The organism is Arthrobacter sp. MYb213 (assembly GCF_002979915.1).
In the GTDB taxonomy this organism is placed as follows: Bacteria; Actinomycetota; Actinomycetes; order Actinomycetales; family Micrococcaceae; genus Glutamicibacter.
In genome coordinates this window covers 562491-582418 of the sequence record NZ_PCQA01000001.1, presented here as the reverse complement: position 1 = coordinate 582418, position 19928 = coordinate 562491, and the positions used below count along the sequence as shown (strand labels likewise).

The 19928-nt window shown below is 55.7% G+C and carries 21 protein-coding genes; 13 read left to right on the top strand and 8 right to left on the bottom strand.

Annotated features, from left to right (window positions below; all coding sequences use genetic code 11):
• Window positions 1–57 precede the first annotated feature (57 nt).
• The 3 genes from CQ011_RS02775 to CQ011_RS02765 all read left to right on the top strand — a co-directional run bounded on the left by CQ011_RS02775 (window position 58) and on the right by CQ011_RS02765 (window position 1345).
• Window positions 58–720 (top strand): hypothetical protein, encoded by a 663-nt coding sequence (locus CQ011_RS02775; protein ID WP_105674402.1) that lies wholly within the window; start codon window positions 58–60, stop codon window positions 718–720.
• The gene (locus CQ011_RS02770) at window positions 707–1018 is read left to right on the top strand and encodes a transcriptional regulator (protein WP_105674399.1); all 312 of its coding nucleotides are present in this window, start codon (window positions 707–709) and stop codon (window positions 1016–1018) included. The genes CQ011_RS02775 and CQ011_RS02770 overlap by 14 nt, the downstream gene beginning before the upstream one ends.
• A gap of 132 nt (window positions 1019–1150) precedes the next feature.
• Window positions 1151–1345, top strand: coding sequence for a CsbD family protein (locus tag CQ011_RS02765; RefSeq protein WP_096255046.1), 195 nt, complete (start codon window positions 1151–1153; stop codon window positions 1343–1345).
• Window positions 1346–1409: 64 nt separating this feature from the next.
• Here CQ011_RS02765 and CQ011_RS02760 read toward each other — a convergent pair whose 3' ends face one another.
• Window positions 1410–2633, bottom strand: a complete 1224-nt coding sequence (locus tag CQ011_RS02760) for a glycosyltransferase (protein WP_105674397.1) — start codon at window positions 2631–2633, stop codon at window positions 1410–1412.
• A 99-nt stretch (window positions 2634–2732) separates the two neighbouring features.
• On the opposite strand from CQ011_RS02760, the gene CQ011_RS02755 reads away from it, so the two are divergent.
• From CQ011_RS02755 to CQ011_RS02745, 3 genes are all read left to right on the top strand, one after another.
• The gene (locus tag CQ011_RS02755; RefSeq protein ID WP_181147962.1) at window positions 2733–3410 is read left to right on the top strand and encodes a TetR/AcrR family transcriptional regulator; all 678 of its coding nucleotides are present in this window, start codon (window positions 2733–2735) and stop codon (window positions 3408–3410) included.
• Between the two features lie 103 nt (window positions 3411–3513).
• A complete protein-coding gene (gene argE, locus CQ011_RS02750; RefSeq protein ID WP_181147961.1) occupies window positions 3514–4683 on the top strand; it encodes an acetylornithine deacetylase in 1170 nt (389 codons plus the stop codon).
• Complete coding sequence (locus tag CQ011_RS02745) at window positions 4680–5957, top strand: MFS transporter (protein ID WP_105674393.1); 1278 nt, start codon at window positions 4680–4682, stop codon at window positions 5955–5957. The genes argE and CQ011_RS02745 overlap by 4 nt, the downstream gene beginning before the upstream one ends.
• 63 nt (window positions 5958–6020) lie before the next feature.
• Here CQ011_RS02745 and trhA read toward each other — a convergent pair whose 3' ends face one another.
• Entirely contained in the window at window positions 6021–6713 is a 693-nt protein-coding gene (gene trhA / locus CQ011_RS02740) for a PAQR family membrane homeostasis protein TrhA (protein WP_105674391.1), read from the bottom strand.
• Window positions 6714–6919: 206 nt separating this feature from the next.
• Between trhA and CQ011_RS02735 the strand changes: the two genes are divergently transcribed.
• Window positions 6920–7915: an HNH endonuclease family protein gene (locus tag CQ011_RS02735; protein WP_286161061.1), complete on the top strand. Its 996-nt coding sequence runs from the start codon at window positions 6920–6922 to the stop codon at window positions 7913–7915.
• Window positions 7916–8009: 94 nt separating this feature from the next.
• Here the strand turns inward: CQ011_RS02735 and CQ011_RS02730 are convergent, their stop codons facing one another.
• Window positions 8010–8270 (bottom strand): GlsB/YeaQ/YmgE family stress response membrane protein, encoded by a 261-nt coding sequence (locus CQ011_RS02730; protein WP_105674387.1) that lies wholly within the window; start codon window positions 8268–8270, stop codon window positions 8010–8012.
• A gap of 320 nt (window positions 8271–8590) precedes the next feature.
• Between CQ011_RS02730 and CQ011_RS02725 the strand changes: the two genes are divergently transcribed.
• The gene (locus CQ011_RS02725) at window positions 8591–9100 is read left to right on the top strand and encodes a gluconokinase (protein ID WP_105674385.1); all 510 of its coding nucleotides are present in this window, start codon (window positions 8591–8593) and stop codon (window positions 9098–9100) included.
• Window positions 9101–9133: 33 nt separating this feature from the next.
• Window positions 9134–10549 carry a GntP family permease gene (locus CQ011_RS02720; protein ID WP_105674383.1) on the top strand — a complete coding sequence of 472 codons (1416 nt, stop codon included), beginning with the start codon at window positions 9134–9136 and terminating at the stop codon, window positions 10547–10549.
• A 66-nt stretch (window positions 10550–10615) separates the two neighbouring features.
• On the opposite strand, the gene CQ011_RS02715 is transcribed toward CQ011_RS02720, so the two are convergent.
• From CQ011_RS02715 to CQ011_RS02700, 4 genes are all read right to left on the bottom strand, one after another.
• A complete protein-coding gene (locus CQ011_RS02715; protein ID WP_105674381.1) occupies window positions 10616–11842 on the bottom strand; it encodes an amidohydrolase in 1227 nt (408 codons plus the stop codon).
• Between the two features lie 37 nt (window positions 11843–11879).
• Window positions 11880–12626 carry a hypothetical protein gene (locus CQ011_RS02710; protein ID WP_105674379.1) on the bottom strand — a complete coding sequence of 249 codons (747 nt, stop codon included), beginning with the start codon at window positions 12624–12626 and terminating at the stop codon, window positions 11880–11882.
• Between the two features lie 27 nt (window positions 12627–12653).
• Entirely contained in the window at window positions 12654–13391 is a 738-nt protein-coding gene (locus CQ011_RS02705; protein ID WP_105675010.1) for a DUF5058 family protein, read from the bottom strand.
• Window positions 13392–13772: 381 nt separating this feature from the next.
• A complete protein-coding gene (locus tag CQ011_RS02700; RefSeq protein WP_105674377.1) occupies window positions 13773–14504 on the bottom strand; it encodes a FadR/GntR family transcriptional regulator in 732 nt (243 codons plus the stop codon).
• Between the two features lie 207 nt (window positions 14505–14711).
• Between CQ011_RS02700 and gnd the strand changes: the two genes are divergently transcribed.
• Window positions 14712–16151: an NADP-dependent phosphogluconate dehydrogenase gene (gene gnd / locus CQ011_RS02695; protein ID WP_105674375.1), complete on the top strand. Its 1440-nt coding sequence runs from the start codon at window positions 14712–14714 to the stop codon at window positions 16149–16151.
• 863 nt (window positions 16152–17014) lie between these two features.
• On the opposite strand, the gene CQ011_RS02685 is transcribed toward gnd, so the two are convergent.
• Window positions 17015–17599: a TetR/AcrR family transcriptional regulator gene (locus CQ011_RS02685; protein ID WP_105674371.1), complete on the bottom strand. Its 585-nt coding sequence runs from the start codon at window positions 17597–17599 to the stop codon at window positions 17015–17017.
• A 97-nt stretch (window positions 17600–17696) separates the two neighbouring features.
• Between CQ011_RS02685 and CQ011_RS02680 the strand changes: the two genes are divergently transcribed.
• The 3 genes from CQ011_RS02680 to CQ011_RS17960 all read left to right on the top strand — a co-directional run bounded on the left by CQ011_RS02680 (window position 17697) and on the right by CQ011_RS17960 (window position 19802).
• Entirely contained in the window at window positions 17697–18083 is a 387-nt protein-coding gene (locus CQ011_RS02680) for a DUF1304 domain-containing protein (protein WP_105674369.1), read from the top strand.
• A gap of 42 nt (window positions 18084–18125) precedes the next feature.
• Window positions 18126–19136 (top strand): NADP-dependent oxidoreductase, encoded by a 1011-nt coding sequence (locus CQ011_RS02675; RefSeq protein WP_105674367.1) that lies wholly within the window; start codon window positions 18126–18128, stop codon window positions 19134–19136.
• 237 nt (window positions 19137–19373) lie between these two features.
• Window positions 19374–19802, top strand: a complete 429-nt coding sequence (locus CQ011_RS17960) for a DUF4190 domain-containing protein (protein ID WP_219844172.1) — start codon at window positions 19374–19376, stop codon at window positions 19800–19802.
• Window positions 19803–19928 lie beyond the last annotated feature (126 nt).

Below are 19928 nucleotides of genomic sequence, written 5' to 3'. Positions count from 1 at the left end.
TCATCACGAATAACTTTGTGACTCTACAGAGTCACCCGATGAAGGAGAATGCAGACAATGAACAACGAGAGCACGCCAGAAACGGATCCGGCGCGGATCTTGGATGGCATCGAGGCTAATGCGCGTCAAACACGTCAGGCCATGAGCCCGAATCAGCTGCTGCTCTTTTCGCTTTGGGGTGGCGCCTGGGTGATCGCGTTCATTGCGGTCTTCTTCACCTTTGCACCGGTTGCTTCTCCGTTGCTGCCAAAATTTCTCGGCGTCGGCATCGGAGTACTCGCCTTTGCACTGGCCATCGTGATCTCCGCGCTGCACTCGGCCAAACGTGGCTCCGGAATGAAGGGGCCATCGATGGTGGAAGGTGCAATTTACGGCAATACCTTCACGCTAGGAATCATCTTCGCCGGATTGCTCGGCTGGCGGCTACACGCGGCGGGCCTAGATTCCATGGGACTGTTGACCTTCGCACTAGGATCGCTGTGCTTGGTGGTGGGAGTGTTGGTGATCGCCGGATCGTTAATCTTCAATGATCGGACACAGCTGATTTTTGGGGCCTGGATCTTAGTCATTGGAATGCTTTCACTGACAGTGCCAGCGCCCTATAACTTGCTGGCCGGTGCGGTGGGTGGAGTTGGGCTGATAGTGCTCGGGTTGTTGCACAATTTGAAGCCAGCATTGGTCACAGGTGAGGTGGTTGAAGGTGGGCATGCACGAGCTTGATCCGGTCATTCATGCACAGGCGCGTCTGCGCACGGTCACGGTGCTCGACACGCTTCGGGTTGGCGATCGAATCTCCTTTCCCAAACTCCAGGGGATGCTGACGATGACCTCCGGGAATCTGGCTACACATCTGCGCAAACTCGAAGACAGCCAGTATGTAGCAGTGGAGAAAATTTTGGAGGGACGCAATCCGGTGACCTATGTGTGCCTCACGAGAACGGGGCGGACTGCATTTGAAAACTATAAATCCGCGTTACGTGAACTACTTGACCCGGCACGCTCAAAGGCGAAACCTTAGCGCACCCCTACAGGATTACAAGACCTAGAATACGAGGTCAGGAAAACATAAGGTGGTATCCAGCTAGCTCCAAAAAATGGCAGGTAGCGTCGATTAGGTAAGTTGTTCGATCAAGCGACAGGAGATCATCTAATGGGTTTGGGCGATAAGTTTAAGAACAAGGCTCAGGAAGCAAGCGGCAAGGTCAAGGAGACCGTCGGCGACGCGACCAACAATGAGAGCCTGCAAGCCGAAGGCGTAAAGGATCAGGCAGCAGCCAAGGCCAAGCAGGCCGGCGAAGCAGTCAAGGACGCAGCTAAAGACGTTCGCGACGATCTGAACAAGTAAAAGTTTTCCATCCAAAGGCACCTACCATTCGGTGGGTGCCTTTGGTGTGTGCGGACGTGGGGGCTTAGTGGGCAGAAGTCACTTGGTGCAACGCTCGGATTACCGGCAGTGAACTGTCTTCCTCCGCTTCTAGTTGCTTCGCCAGGTGCGCAGCGCGCGCCGCATATTTATCGGTAGCCAGCGTCTGGTCGATGGCGTTCAGTAGTCGTTCGACGCTCAGTTCTTTATATTTGATCGGCTCAACGCCTGCGCCGAGGGCATGCACGCGAGCGGCCCAGAATGGTTGATCGGTAAAGATTGGCACACTAATCGTAGGTACTCCGGCTCGTAGTCCGGCGGCGGTGGTGCCTGCCCCGGCGTGATGAATCACGGCGGCCATCTGCGGAAATAGCCACCGGTGGTCGGTGTTCCCGATGCCCAGGATATTCGGCTCGTTAATTCCAGGGGCGCCTTGGAGGATGACGCGCCGGCCACTGCGGGTAGCTACCTCGTGCATGAAGTCTGCATCCAGTGCCGCGGTGCTACCAAAACCAAGGTAAACCGGCGGTGGGCCATCGGCGAGAAAGTCGAGAAGCTCGGTTGGAGCGGTCCAATCGTTATCGCCTTGCGGCCACCAGTAGCCGCAGGTGGTCATGGCCTCGCGCCAGTCCTTTGGTCGCGGAACTATTAACGGACTGAAACCGTGCAGGATCGGCGCGTCTTTGCGCCTGCGTCCCCGTTCAGAGGCGGACCGACGCCGTGGCGGCAAGCCAAGCTCCGCACGAAGACGGGTCACCGGCGGATCGTAAGGGGCTTTGCTGGCACTAATGAGTGAACCAAGCAGCTTGTTACCCACTGCTCCAAAATTGCGCGTGGTACCTAAAACCATGGGCGCGTAGGCGCTGCTTGGTTCGGATGGCTGAAGGTGGGCTCCGATGGCTGGAATTTGGAGGGCCTCGGCGACGTCGTAGGCAAATGGTGCCACCGAATTGGCCATGATCACCTCGGCCCCCTGCTCGGCGGCTTGCAGTGTCCCGGTGGCTGCGGACTGGAAATAGCTCTGCAATTGACTCATATACCAGCGCAATTCTTTGGCGCCGGCTTTCTGCCCCGGGGCTGCGGGGTTCACCAGTTCATTCATGGAACCGGGCAGTTCGTGGAAGGTGGCGCCAGCGCTGGTGACCAGTGGCGCGTACTCCGCGTTGGCCGCGATCGACACCTCAAATCCTTCAGCGCCCAGCTTGGCGGCGAGTCCCGCCATGGGTGCGACGTCGCCACGAGTTCCTGGGGTGACCATGAGTACACGCATTTTCTCTCCAACCTCTAAATAGCGATCACTGTTCGCAATTAAGTATATAGTCTAATGGTGGCAAGAGAACACCACCAAAGACGGCAGGAGAAATCTAGGGTGCCGAAGCAAGAAAAGCAGGAAGCCGGTACGAATTTAGACCATAGTGCCAGGGGCCCAAAACCGGCGCACTCGCGCGAAAAAATTGCCCGGGTGGCCGTTGAGCTGGCGGACGAGCGAGGTCTGGACGCGGTTTCTATCAGAGCCGTCGCCCAACAAATCGGTGCGGGGGCCGCCTCCATTTACCGATATGTTGATTCTTCGGACCAATTACTTGATTTGATGGTGGATAGGGTGAGCGGCGAATACGTCTTCGACGAGTTGACCGGCAGTCCCGAAGGGCAGTTGCTCGAACTCGCCGCCCAGGGACGAGCGATTATGCACGCACACCCCTGGCTGGCACCACTGGTGCAGACCGCACGCGTACCGGGGCCACACACCCTACGATATTTAGAGTCCGCGCTGAACGCACTGACGAGCACCGCATTATCTGGAACGCAAAAACTTCAAACGATCGCCATGCTCACCGCGATCACCTCAGCCTTCGTGATCAACGAACTAAGCCAGCAAAATGCCCAGCCGCGCGGTGTGACCGAAGTTCAGCAGGCGCTGGCCAGCGGACAGTACCCTCTGCTTACCGCCGCTTTCCTTCAGGGAGCTACCACGGTGGATCAAGACGAAGTGTTTGGCTCACTGATCGGCAATTATCTGCGCGGCGCCGGAGTCTTCGAAGCCTAATTTTGGCGCTATATTGTCTTGCTAAGAAATCTTCTTTACCGTGGTGACTTGGTGTGAAACGATGAACCCATCACTAGCTTTACCGACGATACGGGAGTTCATCATGGCTGCACCAGCCGAAACGACGATGGCCGAGATCAATGAACTGATCAGCCTCGATACCACCAGCCGCGACAGTAACCTGCCGCTAATCGAGTTGGTGGTGGCGAAGCTGGATGCAGCGGGAATCAGCTCGAAGCTGATCCACAACGAGGACGGCTCCAAGGCGAACCTGCTGGCCACCATCCCGGCCAGCGACGGTACGCGCACCGGCGGCATCGTGCTTTCCGGGCACACCGACGTGGTCCCGGTAGATGGACAGGACTGGTCCAGCGAACCATTTAGCACGCAGATCCGCGATGGCAAGCTTTACGGACGCGGCACCTGCGACATGAAGGGTTTTATCGGGGTAATCCTGGCCAAACTGCCGGAAATTACCGCAGCGAAACTGACCGAACCAATCCACCTGGCCCTGTCCTATGACGAAGAGGTCGGTTGTGTGGGAGCGGTGAGCCTCGTGGAGGAAATCGCCGCGCAGCAGCTGTCCCCACGCGGAGCGGTCATCGGTGAGCCGAGCAGCATGCGCGCGATTCGTGGGCACAAGTCCATGAACGTTTTCCAGGTGACCTTCAACGGCGTTGCCGCCCACTCCTCGCTGCCACGCGAGGGACTGAATGCGATCTCCTACGCATTGCGCTTTGCCAATTACGTAGAAGAAATTTCGGCTCAGTTGCGCAACGACGGACCGAGCGATGACGCGTTTATCGAGCCAACCACCACCATGAACGTGAACCGCTTTGACGGCGGAATCGCGGTAAACACCATCCCTTCAAAGTGCGTGGTGCACTTTGAATTCCGTTCGCTGGCAGTGGTGGACCGGGCCGCGCTGATCGCGCAGTTCCGTGACTATGCCGCGCAGCTTGACGCTGAAATGAAGCAGGTAAATTCCGCCGGCTCGGTGCAATTCGAACAGGTTGCCGGCGCCCCGGGACTGGACACCGATCCCGGAGAAGAAATCGTCGCGTTGGCCGCCGCCTGCGGTGCGATCGCCACCGACGAGAAGGTCACCTATGGCACCGAAGCTGGGCTGTTCGCCGCCGCCGGAATCCCATCGGTAGTGTGTGGACCTGGCGACATTGCTCAGGCGCACGCACCGGATGAATTCATTGAACTATCCCAGATTGTTGATTGCGAAAACTTCATCCTGCGCCTGGTGCAGGAGCTCTCGGCATGAGCACCGCCACGCCACAGGCGACACCGCAACAACTAGCGATTGCACGCAAGGCGGTGATTTCCTCCTCCATCGGCGCTGCCCTGGAATGGTTCGACATCATCGTCTACGCCACCTTCGCTACGACTATTGCGAAACTGTTCTACCCCGAATCCAATGGATCCTTCGCGCTGATCCTGACCTTTGCGACCTTCGCGATTTCCTACCTGATCCGTCCACTGGGCGGAATGATCCTAGGTAGTTACGCAGACCGTAAGGGACGCAAGAAGGCGCTGACGCTAACCTTGATGCTGATGATGCTTGGCACGCTCATCATGGCCGTCGCCCCCACGTACGCGATGGTCGGAGTCTGGGGTGCGCTAATCATTTTGCTTTCGCGTCTCATCCAAGGATTCTCCGCCGGTGGCGAGTTTGGTACGGCCACCGCGTTCTTGATCGAAAGTGCCCCGCATAAGAAGGCGTTCTACGCCTCCTGGCAAGTGGCTGCTCAGGGTGTGTCGATGTTGCTGGCCTCCGGATTTGGGTACGTACTGACCACGCAGCTGTCCCAAGAAGCCTTGGAAAGTTGGGGCTGGCGTGTGCCGTTCTTTGTCGGTCTGCTGATTGGCCCGGTGGGACTCTACATTCGTGCGCGACTCGAAGAGACCGAAGAGTTCATTACCACCAAGAAGAGCAAGTCGCCGCTGGGTGAATTGTTTAGCCAGCACTACGGCCGACTATTGGCTGGTTCCGCGGCCATCGGTGTGGCAACAATTTCTGTCTACATGATCTTGTACATGCCAACCTTTGCGGTCAAGAACCTCAATATCCCAGCAGATGCCGCCTTCCTTGGCGGAGTAGTAGCCGGTGTGATCACCTTAATCACCGTTCCAATGATTGGCCACCTGGCGGACCGAGTGGGACCTGCCAAGGTGATGACCTGGGCAGCCGTCGGCGCCTTGGTCCTGGCCTGGCCACTGTTTAAGCTGATGACCAGCAATCCGAGCATCCCGGTGATGGTGGTGGTGATCGCGTTACTTGGTGTGATCATGTCCTTCTACTTCGGACCACTGCCGGCACTGATTTCCGCGCTCTTCCCAGCCGCTATTCGTGGCTCGGGGATCTCGGTGACCTACAACGTGGGTGTCACGCTACTTGGCGGTATCGCACCGCTGGTGCTGACCTGGTTGCTCAGCGTTACCGGTTCGCTGGAAACGCCGAGCCTGTACTACATGGCTATCGCGGTCATCTCCTTGGTTGGTCTGGCGTTTATTCGCCTGCGCTACAAGCTGCGCTAAAAACCGCATCAATAACAATGGCTTCGATCTTTTAGGATCGAAGCCATTGTTTTTTCATACCGTCTACAGAACTACCAGCAACACTGCGATCCAATGGCAACCGAAGGCCACCACCGTGCAGGCGTGGAAAAGCTCGTGGAATCCGAAGACTGTCGGGACCGGGTTGGGACGTTTGGTTGCGTAGAACACCGCGCCGATCGAGTAGAACAGGCCACCGCCTAAGACCAGCAGCAGGACCGCGGGGCTGGCTGCCCAATAGGAGGGGATGTCCATCGCCGCGCCCCAACCAAGCAGAATGTATAGGACCACGGAAAACCAGCGTGGAGCCGCTGGCCAGAAGGTTTTAACGAGAATCCCGAGTATTGCTCCGGCCCAGATGATCGACAAGGTCAGGGTCGCTTGCGAGCGATCAAGGATTTGCACCGCAATGGGCGTGTATGTGCCAGCGATCAACAAGAAAATATTTGCGTGATCAGCGCGACGGAACCACGCGGTGGTCTGCGGTGACCAGTTTCCGCGGTGATACATCGCCGAGGTGGCGAAGAGGGTAATGGAGGTCAACGCGAATACCGCGGCGGACCACTCGGCGGCCTGCCCCTGCGCCAAGACCACAATCAGGAGCCCCAAAATAATCACCAACGGACTGACCCAGGCATGAATCATTCCACGCCACAGCGTACGTTCGGTTCCCGGAGTTGGCTGCCACCGCGAGCGAGATTTTATCGGCTTGGTGGCGTCGGAGGCGGTGTTTGTCATGTGCTTCCTTAGAGCTGGCCAAAATGTCTACTGGTTCAAATCTTACTGGAGTCAGTGACACGGCATGGTGAGCTTTGACCTTGCACTCAGGTGGCTTGAATGCCGTTAGTTACGGTGACTGAAGCTGAATGCCGCGAGGTTTCAGATTTTGGGGGAGGGACGGGGTAAGCTCCTATTTGGTTGAAGATCGCACGATAATTCGGCGCTTGACCATCACCATTCATTCGCATCACTTGGGGAGTTTTATGCTGCGCCGTGTCTTGGCTATGTTCGCGATTGGTGCGTTGGCACTCACCGGCTGCGCAAATGCCGCTGAAAGAGAACAGTCAACTGCCCAATTCACCCAAAGCTATGTCCCGCTTGAGCAATCCTTCGTGGCCGATTTGGCGTCTACGGGCTCTAAGAAGGTCAAGCCGGGCGCAAAACTCACCGGGCCGAAAGCAATGACCGTCCTGAACTCGTTGCCGGTTAAAGGTAAGGCTCCGGCTACCGGATATAACCGAAATAAGAAGTTCGGCAACGGGTGGAAGGACTTTGATAAGGATAAGTGCGACGAACGCCAAGATACGTTGTCGCGCGATATGTCCAAGGTGAAGTTCAAAGACCGTAAGAAATGCACTGTGCGCTCCGGAACCTTGCAAGATAGCTACAGCGGTAAGCGCATTAACTGGAAAGTGAATTCTGGTTCGGTTGATATCGACCACGTGGTCGCGCTGAAAAACGCCTGGATCTCCGGTGGGCAGAAACTCTCGCAGACGCAACGTCAGGCGTTAGCTAACGACCCGCTAAATCTGATGGCTTCCTCGGCTTCTGCGAATCGTCAGAAGGGTGCTAAGAACACTGCCGAGTGGCTGCCGAAGAATAAATCTTTCCGCTGCCAGTATGTGGCTACTCAGGTGAGCGTCAAGAAGAAGTACGCGCTTTCGGTGACCAGTGCCGAGAAGAACGCGATGAAAAAGGTGCTCAACACCTGCAAGAACCAGAAGGCCGCCAAGGTGAAGACGATCAAACCTGGTGGAAGCAAAGACAGTTCTAAGCCGAAAACCCCGAAGAAAATCCAGAGCCATTATGTTAAGGGCTCCGTACATCCAGGAGCTTTCTGCAAGAGCGTAGATAAGTTCAAAAAGGGTAAGTCCAAAGCTGGTAAGACCTACACCTGCAAGAGTTCCAAAACCGACAGTCGTTTGCGCTGGCGAGTCTAGACTGCAAAAAGGATGGTCCGCAGACCGGCATATGCCGGACGGCGGACCATCCTTTTTGCTGTTATCGAGGCGAAATGCTTACCTCCATGACCAACTAAGCTCTCTTTTTGGTAATGAAGCCCCAGATGACCAAAACGACCAGTGAGCCACCGATGGCAAGCAACCAGCTAGACAGCGAGAAGAACTTGTCGACATCGGCGTTGAAGACGGCTTGGCCGATCCAACCGCCAACGAGGGCACCTATGACGCCGAGGACCAATGTTGCGATCCAGCCGCCGCCTTGCTTACCTGGCAAAATTGCTTTCGCGATAGCGCCAGCAATCAAGCCCAGAACGATCCATCCAATAAATCCCATGGTTCTCTCCAATGGTCTAGCTATCAGAAGTGGTCGGGTTTGACCTACTTGATGGTGACAATACTCGACATTGAGTAGTAGTTCCACGAGTTCCCATGATTTTTAATGAAATTTTCAGGAAAGATTCAACCTGAAGGTGAAGGTTACACCGGAAAAATGCCTATTCCTTAGCTGACAAGGGATAAGAAAATATCGGCAAATTGTCCGTTTCTGATTCCTTGACAGCGTGGCGTGTCGGTTCTAGGCTGTTTAAATCTGCTTTTATGAACCACAAGTTCCATAAAAGCTGATATTAGGTTCGCGCACGACGGAGTGGATAAATGACGACTAACAAAACGCCCATCATCGTAATGGGAGTTTCCGGTTCCGGTAAATCAACCATCGGTGCCCTGCTTGCCGAGAAATTGGAGCAGGAATTCATTGATGGCGATGCCCTGCATCCAGAAGAAAACCGCATCAAAATGGCGGCGGGGATCGCCCTGGATGACGCGGACCGCACGCCATGGCTGAACAATATTGGCGAAAAACTTTCGGCCAGCAACAAGGCGGGAACACCGGTCATCATTGCATGCTCGGCACTCAAACGCTCTTACCGAGATTTAATTCGTAGTCACGAACCAGACACGCTCTTTGTACACCTCACCGGTGGCAAGCAGTTGATTGGCGAACGTATGGCGGCACGCAAGCACGAGTTCATGCCGACCTCATTGCTCACCAGCCAGTTGGCGACGCTGGAAGAACCTAGCAGCGACGAACATGTTTTGCTCGCAGAGATCGCACACACCCCTGAGCAGATCGTCAGTGATCTTCTCGAAGCTTTAAACCCGTAGCGAAATACTTACTTCCATTGATCAAGGACGACAATGACTACTGAGCTCGAAATGAACTGGACGCTGGGCACCCCAGCGTTACTAGGTGTGGCGGTGGCAGCTATTGCGCTGCTCTTGCTGCTGATTATCCGCTTCCGCGTGCACGCTTTTGTCGCGTTGGTGCTCACCAGCTTGCTCACCGCGGTCGCTGCGGGTATTCCGGCAGGCTCGATCATCACCACGATGACCTCCGGTTTTGGCAGCACACTAGCCAGTGTGGCGCTACTTGTCGGACTGGGTGCGATGCTCGGGCGAATGCTGGAAACCAGTGGTGGCGCTGAAGTACTGACAAACTGGTTGATCGAGAAGTTCGGTGAACATCGTGCACCGCTGGCACTGTCTGTAGCCTCGCTGCTGTTCGGTTTCCCGATCTTCTTCGACGCCGGCCTGGTAGTCATGATGCCGATCATCTTCACCGTCGCTCGCCGACTGGGCGGCTCGTTGCTGTTCTACGGTATTCCAGCCGCGACCGCATTCTCCGCGATGCACATCTTTGTCCCACCACACCCAGGCCCGGTAGCCGCAGCGGGACTGCTAAACGCCAACGTCGGTCTGGTACTGGTCTTTGGTCTCATCGTTGCGATCCCAACCTGGTACTTCGCCGGTCACCTCTTCGGCAAGTTTGTGGGCAAGAAGTTCGACATTCCGGTTCCTGATATTTTGAATGCCGCCTTAGGCGACGGTCAGGACAAGAACCACTTCAAATCTTCCCCCTCGGTACGCACGGTCTTTAGCCTGTTATTGCTGCCGCTGGTTTTGATCTTCCTGAACACCGGGTTGAACATGCTCGGTTCGGCCGGGGTTGTCGACCCGAAGGCCCCATGGGTTCAGTGGTTGCGTCTGCTCGGTGAAACACCGGTAGCGCTGATCATCACCGTTCTGCTGGGCATGTACCTGCTGGGCTTCCGTAAGGGTAAAGAAAAGACGCTGATTGAAACCATCGTCGATTCGGCGTTGGGCCCGGTATGCTCGATCATTTTGATCACCGGTGCCGGTGGCATGTTCGGTGGAGTACTGCGAGCCAGTGGTATTGGCGACGCGATCGCCTCCTCGCTGGAATCGGTCGGTCTGCCACTGATCATTGCGGGCTTCTTGATTGCCGCAATTGTTCGCGTGGCTCAGGGCTCAGCAACTGTCGCACTGACTACTGCTGCGGCGATTATTCAGCCTGCGGTGCTGGCCGATTCTTCGCTCAGTTCTTTCGAAGTTGTCACGATGGTGCTTGCATTGGCCGCCGGTTCGGTCTTCGCCAGCCACGTCAACGACTCGGGCTTCTGGCTGATTTCACGGTTCTTCCAGATGGATGTACCCACCACGTTGCGGGTATGGACCGTTGGCCAGGCATTAGTTTCGTTGGTCGGTTTCGCTTGCGTGATGGTGCTCTACGCCATCGCCAAGATGATTTCCTAAGTATCACTGCAAGAATCCCACAGCACCCGGCGCGAGTTCTAACGGGGGCTGTGGGATTTTTTGCACCTATTTTCGAAGCTTAGAATATAAAGCACACACCGCGGCTTGGACGCCGGTGCTGAGCGTCGGCTCGATAACCGGAGCAAAAAACGGTGAGTGATTTGCCGGTGGTGTGCCGGCGGCAAGAGTCTGCGCCGTATTGCCACCGAAAAACCAGAACACGCTCGGCACACCGATTGCCGAAGCTAATGCACCAAAGTCCTCACTGCCCATCACCGGGTGGCCCGGATGAACTTGCTCGGCGCCGAATTCTTCGCGGAATTGCTCGGTCAGTGCCGCGGTCTCGACCGGGTCATTATGCAACGGTGGGAAATGCGATAGTTCCTCGAACAGTGGTTCTGGCGCCCCGGACGCTGCGGCCTCCATCAAGATGATCCGCCGGATCGCGGTAAGTACGGTCTCGCGGACCTCAGGTTCAAAAGTTCGCACGTTGAGCGTGAAGACTGCCCGATCCGGAATCACGTTTTCCTTCAACCCACTATGGAAAGAACCAATGGTGACTACCGCCGCGGATTGTGGTGCCACCTGCCGGGAAACAATAGTCTGCAGGCGCATCACCATGGCCGCACCAAGCACGATTGGATCAATGGAATGCTCCGGCATCGAACCGTGTGAGCCCTGACCGTACACGGTGACGCGGTAGGAATCGGCGGTGGTCATCGCAGCCCCTTCCATAATGGTCACGGTCCCGGCCAGCCCGTTCATCACGTGTTGTCCGTAGATCACCTCCGGCTTGGGAGCCTGCTCCCACAGCCCGTCCTCGACCATGGCCTTGGCGCCGGCACCGACTTCCTCACCGGGCTGCAAGATGAATACGATCGTTCCTGCCCAGTCATCGGTTCCGTGGGCATAAAGCTCGGCGGTTTGTAACGCGGTGGCCATATGGGTGTCATGACCGCAGGCGTGCATCACCGGAACTTCGGTGCCATCTTCAAGATGGCCGGTGTCTGTGCTGGCGTAATCTAATCCGGTGTCTTCCAGTACCGGCAGTCCATCAGTGTCGGCGCGAAACCCAATCACCGGACCATCCCCGTTGCGCAGGACGCCGACGACTCCGGTGCCGCCACAACGAAATACCTCAAGGCCCAGGGCCTCCAATCGCCCTGCGAGATAATCCGCCGTTTGCTTCTCCTGCATGGAAAGCTCGGGATGAGCGTGTAGATGCTTGTAGGTTTTTTGCAGATCGGCGGTCATCGCCTCGGTCATGGTTAACGATTTTGGGAGTTTGCTCATTGTCCTTGTGTACCTTCCGGCTCAGTTGGCTTGAGATTTAGTAGACGGGACCCTCGGGCGGGGTTTCGTCCTCGGCTCGCTCTGCCACATCCGTGCTTTGACGGTCGCGTAGCACCCAGGCCAGCACGGCGGTGGAAATCACTGCAATCGCGGTGGAGAACAAGGCCATTTTCGGTGAGAGTGGCGAAAGTACGAAAACCACAATGAGCGAAACCACCAGTGCGATGACCGCCGCTCGCGGAGACTTCTGCGAAACGATTGCCTGGATAAGCACGGCGCCCATCACCGTGGGCAGGATGTACAGCTGCACGGTCTGGACGATATCGGCGGGGATCACACTGACTAACCAGGTTCCGAGCAACCCGACAAAGATGAACAATGAGGTCAAGTGCACTGCCGCGGCACCGCAGATAGCCGCCACGGAGGCGAGCTCACCCTTGCGCGTGCCGGGTTTTACCCCGATGGTCGACTGGGCGATCATTGCCGCGGGCAGAAGCTTATTGGAAATGTTGCCGATCATGAACGCCTGATACATCGAGGAGGCGCCCAAGATGGGGTAGTAGGTTAGTGGTTCGACAATCCAGATCACTCCGAACACCGCAGCTAGCGCGGCGAAGGCAGTGAGGATTCCGGATATTTCAATGTCCAATCCAGAAAAGAAGACTAGGTAGGTCGGCGCCGCGAGCGAGAAGAACAGGCCAATAATCATGGTGATTCGGCCCCAGCGCGAGGTGGTCTTGTCGAAGGCTCCGAGCGCATCGTGGATTTGAGTTGACTCTGGCATGGCGTACTCCTTAAATCCGTAGGTGACCTAGGCTCGGGTGGCCAGGTGGGTGATGACTAGCGACAAGATGATGGCGATACCTAGGGCCCATTCTTTGATCCAAGGCCGGTCCACACGTTTGGCGATAATCATGAGTACCGTCATGATCAGCGCTGAGGATCCGAAGGCGACCACATGGATCCAGGATTTGGGCAGCTCACCGAGTCCGAGCACCATAAAGGCTCCAACCATTGCCGCGCCGGGAACGACCAACATGATGGCCGGGTTGACCTTGCGTAACGCTGAGTCACCGCGTTTGAGCAGGGGAGTGAGGATCAGTGTGGCAATCATCCACATGGCACCACCCAGACTCATCGCGGCCAGCGCCAAGCCGAAGACCGCCTGGGTATAGGTGGGGCCACCAAGTTCGGCTCCGGCCGAATTCGCGGCAATCGCGGCGGCGGCAGTTTCGTAGGAGACCGAGCCGATCAGACCGATACGAACCAGCACCGCGGGGGTGCCAAAGACCGTCAGCAAAGCGATGGCCACCATGACTACTGCCAGCGACGGGCCCAAAGCCGAAATTGCGCCGGCGCGAAAACTTGTCTTAATCTCCTGGTGAGTCATGCCAATATGTGGGGCGGCGACCTGAGCGGCCTTCATATAGATCACGCTCTGGATGATGATGACCAGGAATACTCCGATGGCGCAGGCCCAGAGGAACGGCGAATTGGCTACGGCGAGAATGTCGGTGGAATTATTGTCCACCGCTGCTGCGAGATACATGGACTCTCTACCCTTCGGCACGTGGTTTTGGGCCTCAAGAGCAAGACCAAACAAAACCAGTTCAAGTGCCCGCGTGCACAACACATGGCACCTTGCGTTGGGGAGTCGTAGACCCGGCTATCGCGCCCCTGGGTTTCCATACGTAACCGGTTCGGATCACACCGACGAAGGTCCGGGAAATACCAGTTACGAGTGTTCGGAAGACTATTTAGTTGTTCGCGGTGTTTTCTCGCGTGCCACCCACCATACGTGAGGTGGGGCGGAACGAAAATAGTTTTTGGGCGCGACTTAGCAAAAGGAAAGAATCTCTGATTAGTATCTGATTAGTGATTAAATGCGAGCCGTTGCACTAAATCTGTTGGGAATGCTTGTCGGGTCAGCCTATTTTTTCGCGATGGGATCCACAAATACGCGTGGAGCACCTTCCCAGAGGCTGCAGATCTCATTGTGTGTGCGGCGCATAATGCTTTCCATATTGCGTCGTGCTCCCTGCGCGTCCATATTTGAGATGCTGTCGGCCACCGACTGATGCCACGCCAACGCTTCCTCATGAGGACGTTCTGGCATCAACCCAAGTTCGGTGCGTCCGCGCAGAATCGCGGCAATAGGTGTGGCGAGGTTGGCGAACATTTCATTACCGGAAGCTGCGAGCACCAACGCATGGAAACGGATGTCCAGTTCCAAGAAACGACGCAGGTCACCTTGTCGGCCGTAATGATTCATCTGTGCCGAGATCAGCATTAGTTCTTTACGCATGGCTTCCGGGGCTACCTCGGCGGCTAATTCGGCGGCCATTGGCTCCACCGAAATGCGTAGCTCGGTCAGTGAACGAAGCTGCGCACCCTTCTGATCACTAGCTAGGCGCCAACGGATCACGTTCTCGTCATACGGGTTCCACTCTTCGGGACCCAAAACCCTAATGCCGACGCGTTTAGTGCTGGTGACTAGGCCACATTGCGCAAGAACACGTACCGCCTCGCGGATCACGGAACGTGAGACTTGGAGCTTTTGCTCTAGATCTGCGGCGAGAACGATGGACCCGCGGGGGATGGAGCCGCCGACGATGCGGGATCCGAGATGCTCAACCACATGAGCGTGGAGACTAGTTGCCATGGCGCCAGTTTAGCCAATAACTGCTGGTCACGTTGCTCGGGCACCACAAAGGTACGAAATAAATATGCTTTAAACCTTGCTTAGGTCTGGGAATCGGTGGCCCAGCGCGCGTAGACTAGTAAGCGTCACATGGCCGTGATGGAGGCCGTGAGTTCCCGGTTTCCAAAAACGGTACAACTCCCCGGTAACTGATGGAGACTTATTTTTATGCCTGCACAGATTGGTGTCACAGGTCTGGCCGTGATGGGCGCTAACCTAGCCCGTAACTTCGCCCGCAACGGATACACCGTCGCCCTGCACAACCGTTCGATCGAAAAGACCGACGCATTGCTTGCGGCCCACGGCGATGAAGGCGACTTCATCCGCACCGAATCGCTCGAAGAGCTCGTTGCAAATCTTGAAACTCCGCGCCGCGTCCTGATCATGGTGAAGGCTGGCGGTCCGGTAGATTCGGTCATCGATCAGCTGGTGCCATTGCTCGAAGAAGGCGACGTCGTCATCGACGGCGGCAACTCGCACTACACTGACACTCGTCGCCGCGAAGCTGCATTGGCCGAAAAGGGTCTGCACTTTGTTGGCATCGGCGTTTCCGGTGGCGAAGAGGGCGCACTGCTTGGCCCATCGATCATGCCAGGCGGCTCCGCAGAGTCCTACAAGTCACTAGGCCCAATGCTGGAAAAGATTTCGGCTAAGGCTGACGACGGAGCCCCATGCTGCGCATGGATTTCCACCGATGGTGCCGGCCACTTCGTAAAGATGGTCCACAACGGCATCGAATATGCCGACATGCAGGTCATCGGCGAAGCTTTCGACCTGATGCGCCACGCAGCAGGCATCGAGCCAGCTAAGCAGGCAGAGATTTTCGCTGACTGGAACAAGGGCGAACTGTCCAGCTTCCTGATTGAAATCACCGCAGAGGTCCTCGGTCACACCGATGCTTCCACCGGTAAGCCACTGGTAGACGTCATCCAGGACTCCGCCGGACAGAAGGGCACCGGTCGTTGGACCGTACAGTCCGGTCTGGATATGGGTTCACCTGTTTCGGCCATCGCCGAGTCGGTCTTCGCTCGTTCACTGTCCAGCCAGCGCGACATTCGCGCCGTCGGCCAGCAGGTTCTGGCAGCACAGACCACCGAGGTGACCCTGCCGGAGAACTTCATTGAAGATGTACGTCAGGCACTATTCGCTTCCAAGCTGGTTTCCTACGCGCAGGGCATCGACATGCTGACCTCTGCCGCCGGTGAATACAACTGGGATCTAAAGCTGGATGAAATTGCCGGCCTCTGGCGCGAAGGCTGCATTATTCGTGCAGCACTGCTCAAGGACATCACTGCTGCTTACTCGGCAGATGAGAAGCCGGTCAATCTACTCTTCGCACCAGCCTTCTCCGAGGCTATTGCTAAGGCCGTTCCGGCTTGGCGCCGCGTAGTGTCGGTTGCAGTACAGCTGGGTATCCCAGCACCACTGTTCTCCTCATCGCTGGCTTACTACGATGGTCTGCGCCGCGACCGTCTACCAGCTGCCCTGACTCAGGGTCTGCGTGACTTCTTCGGTGCACACACCTACCGTCGCACCGATAAGGAAGGCACCTTCCACACTCAGTGGAGCGGTGACCGCACCGAGATCGAAGCAGTGGACACCCACTAGTCTTCGCAAGCTACTCAAACGCCCGCAGGTTTTGAACCTGCGGGCGTTGTCTTTAAGAAGCGGGTTCTGAGTTTTCTACGTTGCGCGGCGCGGATCAGGTCACTTACAAGAAGTTGAATGGGCCCTAAATCGGGGAATCAATGAGGTAAACATGGCAACAATCCCCAGACTAAACACCGAGAGTCCTATTGCAAAAAACCTCCATTGAGCAGCCCTGCAACTTCGGAAATCTTGCATTTCTGCATCCGTAGCGCCGAACCACGGCTGGAGATCTTCCTTGCTCCATCCAGTCGCGCCAGCCCCAATTCCGCACGAGACTCCATCTAGTTGCACCGGATAAAGCAGAATCGCAAAGGAAAGTGCAGAGAGTAAAACGGCGGATCCCGCGAGAAATCGACCGTTTCTGTTCAGCCTGGATCGCCTCAACAGGAACAATCCTGCAGCGCATAAACCCACGAGCAAGATGCCGTACAGTATCCAAAAAGATAGTGGCTGGTCGAGATATTCATGCATCTGAGCTTGTCCTGTCGCCACCGTAACGTGTACCCCGAAAGGGAGCTTTACGAGCCGATCTTATATCCGTTAAATCCTCTGATCGTGAAAGCCAGCGGTGAATAGTCAGGGAAATTTGATCGCCTATACAATGGGGATGACCCGAAACTGTGGCTGGTGATTGACCCTAAGAAAGCGTGCGTAGAGGACATTTCGCAACCTCAGGCTTGGTAGCAAACCGAAGTTTTCGCCAGCCCCTCGGCGAGCGTCACGGCTCAGCGATCAACCGGGAGTCACATCGGAGCCAGATTTATGTCCGTCGACAAATTCTGATCATCTGCATTCCGTGTTTGTGGCTATCGAGCCAGGTGTCAGTCTTGATCGTTAAGCAATGACTGCGCGGTGCGCAATAGCTGCACGGCTTCGGACGGTGCGATACGCACTAAGGTGAACGACGCTACCACGAGTCCTGTAATGGCCGTGGCGAGCATTTGCGTTTGTGCAGCATCCACTGCTGGCAGGGCCGCGAGGATTCCGCGATGTAATGCCGACTGAAGTTCGGCCCGATATTCGCCAATAATCCGCGCTACCTCAGGGTCCTGGGAAATTGGAGCGTTGGCCGTATTGATCAAGAGACAGCCGTGATTTGCGGGCAAGGATTCGGTGCGTTCAAAGGCTTCGGCGAGTCTCTCGAGATACTCACTCACCGCAGTGGGATTGACCGGGGTGGTCAACAGCGGCTGAAGCCGGGGACGGACGATTTCTTCGAGATAGCTCTCTACTGCTGCATCAAAGAGTCCTCGCTTAGAACCAAACGAGTTATAGATGCTTGAACGGCTCAGACCAGTGGCGTCTTCAAGCTCCGGTATGGAAGCGGCCTCGAATCCCTTGGACCAAAAAACCGTCCGTGCACCATTGATGACTTGCGCCCGATTAAAAGCTAGTGTTCTTGCCATCACATAACCTCCCTCTTTCGGTAACGACCATTCCAGTATATATTGAAATGGTCGTTACAAAACGACGTGGTTCGAAAAACTTTACTCAGGAGAAGCCATGATCATTACCGCACTCGTATTTGGTGTCTTAGCAGCACTAATTCACGTATACATTTTCCTGATGGAATCCATGTGGTGGACCACCCCGCGGGCACGTGCCACATTCGGTACCACCGAAGCGGAAGCGAAAGCCACTAAGGAATTAGCCTTTAACCAAGGTTTTTACAACCTGTTCCTCGGCATCGCGGCAGCACTCGGCGTGGTGTTTTACTTCCTCGGACAGCAGACCATCGGCGCCACTCTACTGCTCACGGGGGCTGGTTCCATGTTGTTAGCCGCCACGGTATTGCTCTTGTCCAGCCCAGATAAAAAATCATCGGCCCTCAAGCAAGGCGTTTTCCCGTTGTTCGCGGTGGTTTTCATGATCATTGGCCTGAGCAACTAATTTTTCGTTCCAGAAGCAAAACTAAGAAAGGTGCTCATTACCATGAGTGAATTTACCAGTACCCAGATTCAGCTTGCTAGCCGTCCCACAGGGTGGCCCACTGCCGAAAACTTCAACGTCACGAACACCAGCTACGGTCCACTAAAAGCCGGGCAAGTTCGAGTAAAAAACGAATTTATCTCTGTTGATCCCTATATGCGTGGACGCATGAGTGATGCTCGCTCCTATGTAGCGCCCTACGAAATTGGTGGACCGATCACCGGCGGAGCAGTCGGACGAGTCGTAGAATCGGCATCGGATCAGGTGCCTGTAGGTGCCGTAGTACTGCACCAGCACGGCTGGTCTGACACTATTCAGGATGATGCAGCTACTTTTAATCAGATTCCAGAAGTTCCGGGAATGCCGTTGTCCCTAAGGTTGCACATCCTTGGCATGACCGGACTGACCGCGTATGTGGGATTGACGCAGATTGCTTCGATGAAGTCAGGCGACACGGTCTTTATTTCCGGTGCGGCTGGCGCCGTGGGTACCGCAGCTGGCCAGATTGCGAAACTGCTTGGAGCCAAGCGAGTTATCGGATCGGCAGGTAGTGCTGAAAAGGTAGAACTACTTACCAGCAAATACGGCTACGACGCAGCGTTCAACTACAAAGACGGCGACGTGCGCGGTCAACTAGCAGCTGCAGCTCCCGAGGGTATCGACGTATTCTTCGATAATGTGGGTGGAGAACACCTAGAGGCAGCTTTGGCCTCCTTTAACAACGGTGGACGTGCAGCATTGTGCGGTGCGATCTCCGGATACAACTCCACACAGAAGCTAGCTGGGCCTGACAATATGGCCAACCTGATCACCCGTGGGCTCAAGCTTCAGGGGTTCACCCTCTCCAGCTACCTACACCTGTCCGAAGAATTCGGTGCAAAGATGGGCGAATGGTTTGCCGCGGGCAAGATCGCGTACGACGAGACCGTTGTTGACGGCATCGAAAATACCGTAGAGGCGTTCCTGAACATGATGCAGGGAGCTAACACCGGAAAGATGCTCGTGCGCATCTAGTGATTAGCACAGCGCATGTTGAGAACTTCACTGGCGTTGCTTAGGTGTCCCGACCATAAAAATGCCGGATCTTCAATTTTTATCGACTGCAAATATCGGCCTGTGACGCAGATTGGTTGACGAAACCAAAGCCTTGAAAGCAGTATAAGGATAATTGTTTGCCCATATCATCACTTGTCTGATCAAATTTTGTAGACAAGACTCATGGGATAAGAAGAATTCGGAGAGTGAGTTTTTATGGTTGGGATACAAGGCTGGCATTTGTTGGTGTTGCTAGTTGTCGCTGCGGTAATTGTGGCAATCATTGTTGTTGTCGTTGCGCTCGGTTCAAAATCTTCGGCCCGAAACGCAACACAGGCTGGGGTCAGCGGTCAGCCAATACCCGGACCTCAGGTCGGGTACGCGATGGATGGACAGCCGATTTATCAACAAAATACTCAACCTGAGACGAATGTCTTCGCCATTCTGGCACTTATTTTAGGAATCCTCACCGGTTTCTTCGGCATTATTTTTGGGCATCTTGCGCTAAACCAAATCCAACGAACGGGGCAGTCGGGTCGCGGAATGGCGTTAGCAGGCCTGATCATCGGTTATGCCTGGCTTGCACTATGGATCCTCCTGATCCTGGGAATGGTTGCCGCCCATGCAGAGGTCGTAGTTTCGTAGCAAGTACTGATTACTGGCTAACCCCAATAGCAAAAGTCTGCGCCCCCACTTTCGTCCGTTGAACCATAGGTTTGGGATGAAACTGGGGCGCGGACTGTTGACTTTAATGGCAGCGGCAGGCATTCG

Coding starts and splice junctions, on each gene's coding strand:
- CQ011_RS02775 (WP_105674402.1), top strand. CDS start 58: ATGAACAACGAGAGCACGCCAGAAACGGATCCGGCGCGGATCTTGGAT.
- CQ011_RS02770 (WP_105674399.1), top strand. CDS start 707: ATGCACGAGCTTGATCCGGTCATTCATGCACAGGCGCGTCTGCGCACG.
- CQ011_RS02765 (WP_096255046.1), top strand. CDS start 1,151: ATGGGTTTGGGCGATAAGTTTAAGAACAAGGCTCAGGAAGCAAGCGGC.
- CQ011_RS02760 (WP_105674397.1), bottom strand. CDS start 2,633: ATGCGTGTACTCATGGTCACCCCAGGAACTCGTGGCGACGTCGCACCC.
- argE (WP_181147961.1), top strand. CDS start 3,514: ATGGCTGCACCAGCCGAAACGACGATGGCCGAGATCAATGAACTGATC.
- CQ011_RS02745 (WP_105674393.1), top strand. CDS start 4,680: ATGAGCACCGCCACGCCACAGGCGACACCGCAACAACTAGCGATTGCA.
- trhA (WP_105674391.1), bottom strand. CDS start 6,713: ATGACAAACACCGCCTCCGACGCCACCAAGCCGATAAAATCTCGCTCG.
- CQ011_RS02730 (WP_105674387.1), bottom strand. CDS start 8,270: ATGGGATTTATTGGATGGATCGTTCTGGGCTTGATTGCTGGCGCTATC.
- CQ011_RS02725 (WP_105674385.1), top strand. CDS start 8,591: ATGACGACTAACAAAACGCCCATCATCGTAATGGGAGTTTCCGGTTCC.
- CQ011_RS02720 (WP_105674383.1), top strand. CDS start 9,134: ATGACTACTGAGCTCGAAATGAACTGGACGCTGGGCACCCCAGCGTTA.
- CQ011_RS02715 (WP_105674381.1), bottom strand. CDS start 11,842: ATGAGCAAACTCCCAAAATCGTTAACCATGACCGAGGCGATGACCGCC.
- CQ011_RS02710 (WP_105674379.1), bottom strand. CDS start 12,626: ATGCCAGAGTCAACTCAAATCCACGATGCGCTCGGAGCCTTCGACAAG.
- CQ011_RS02705 (WP_105675010.1), bottom strand. CDS start 13,391: ATGTATCTCGCAGCAGCGGTGGACAATAATTCCACCGACATTCTCGCC.
- CQ011_RS02700 (WP_105674377.1), bottom strand. CDS start 14,504: ATGGCAACTAGTCTCCACGCTCATGTGGTTGAGCATCTCGGATCCCGC.
- gnd (WP_105674375.1), top strand. CDS start 14,712: ATGCCTGCACAGATTGGTGTCACAGGTCTGGCCGTGATGGGCGCTAAC.
- CQ011_RS02685 (WP_105674371.1), bottom strand. CDS start 17,599: ATGGCAAGAACACTAGCTTTTAATCGGGCGCAAGTCATCAATGGTGCA.
- CQ011_RS02680 (WP_105674369.1), top strand. CDS start 17,697: ATGATCATTACCGCACTCGTATTTGGTGTCTTAGCAGCACTAATTCAC.
- CQ011_RS02675 (WP_105674367.1), top strand. CDS start 18,126: ATGAGTGAATTTACCAGTACCCAGATTCAGCTTGCTAGCCGTCCCACA.
- CQ011_RS17960 (WP_219844172.1), top strand. CDS start 19,374: ATGGTTGGGATACAAGGCTGGCATTTGTTGGTGTTGCTAGTTGTCGCT.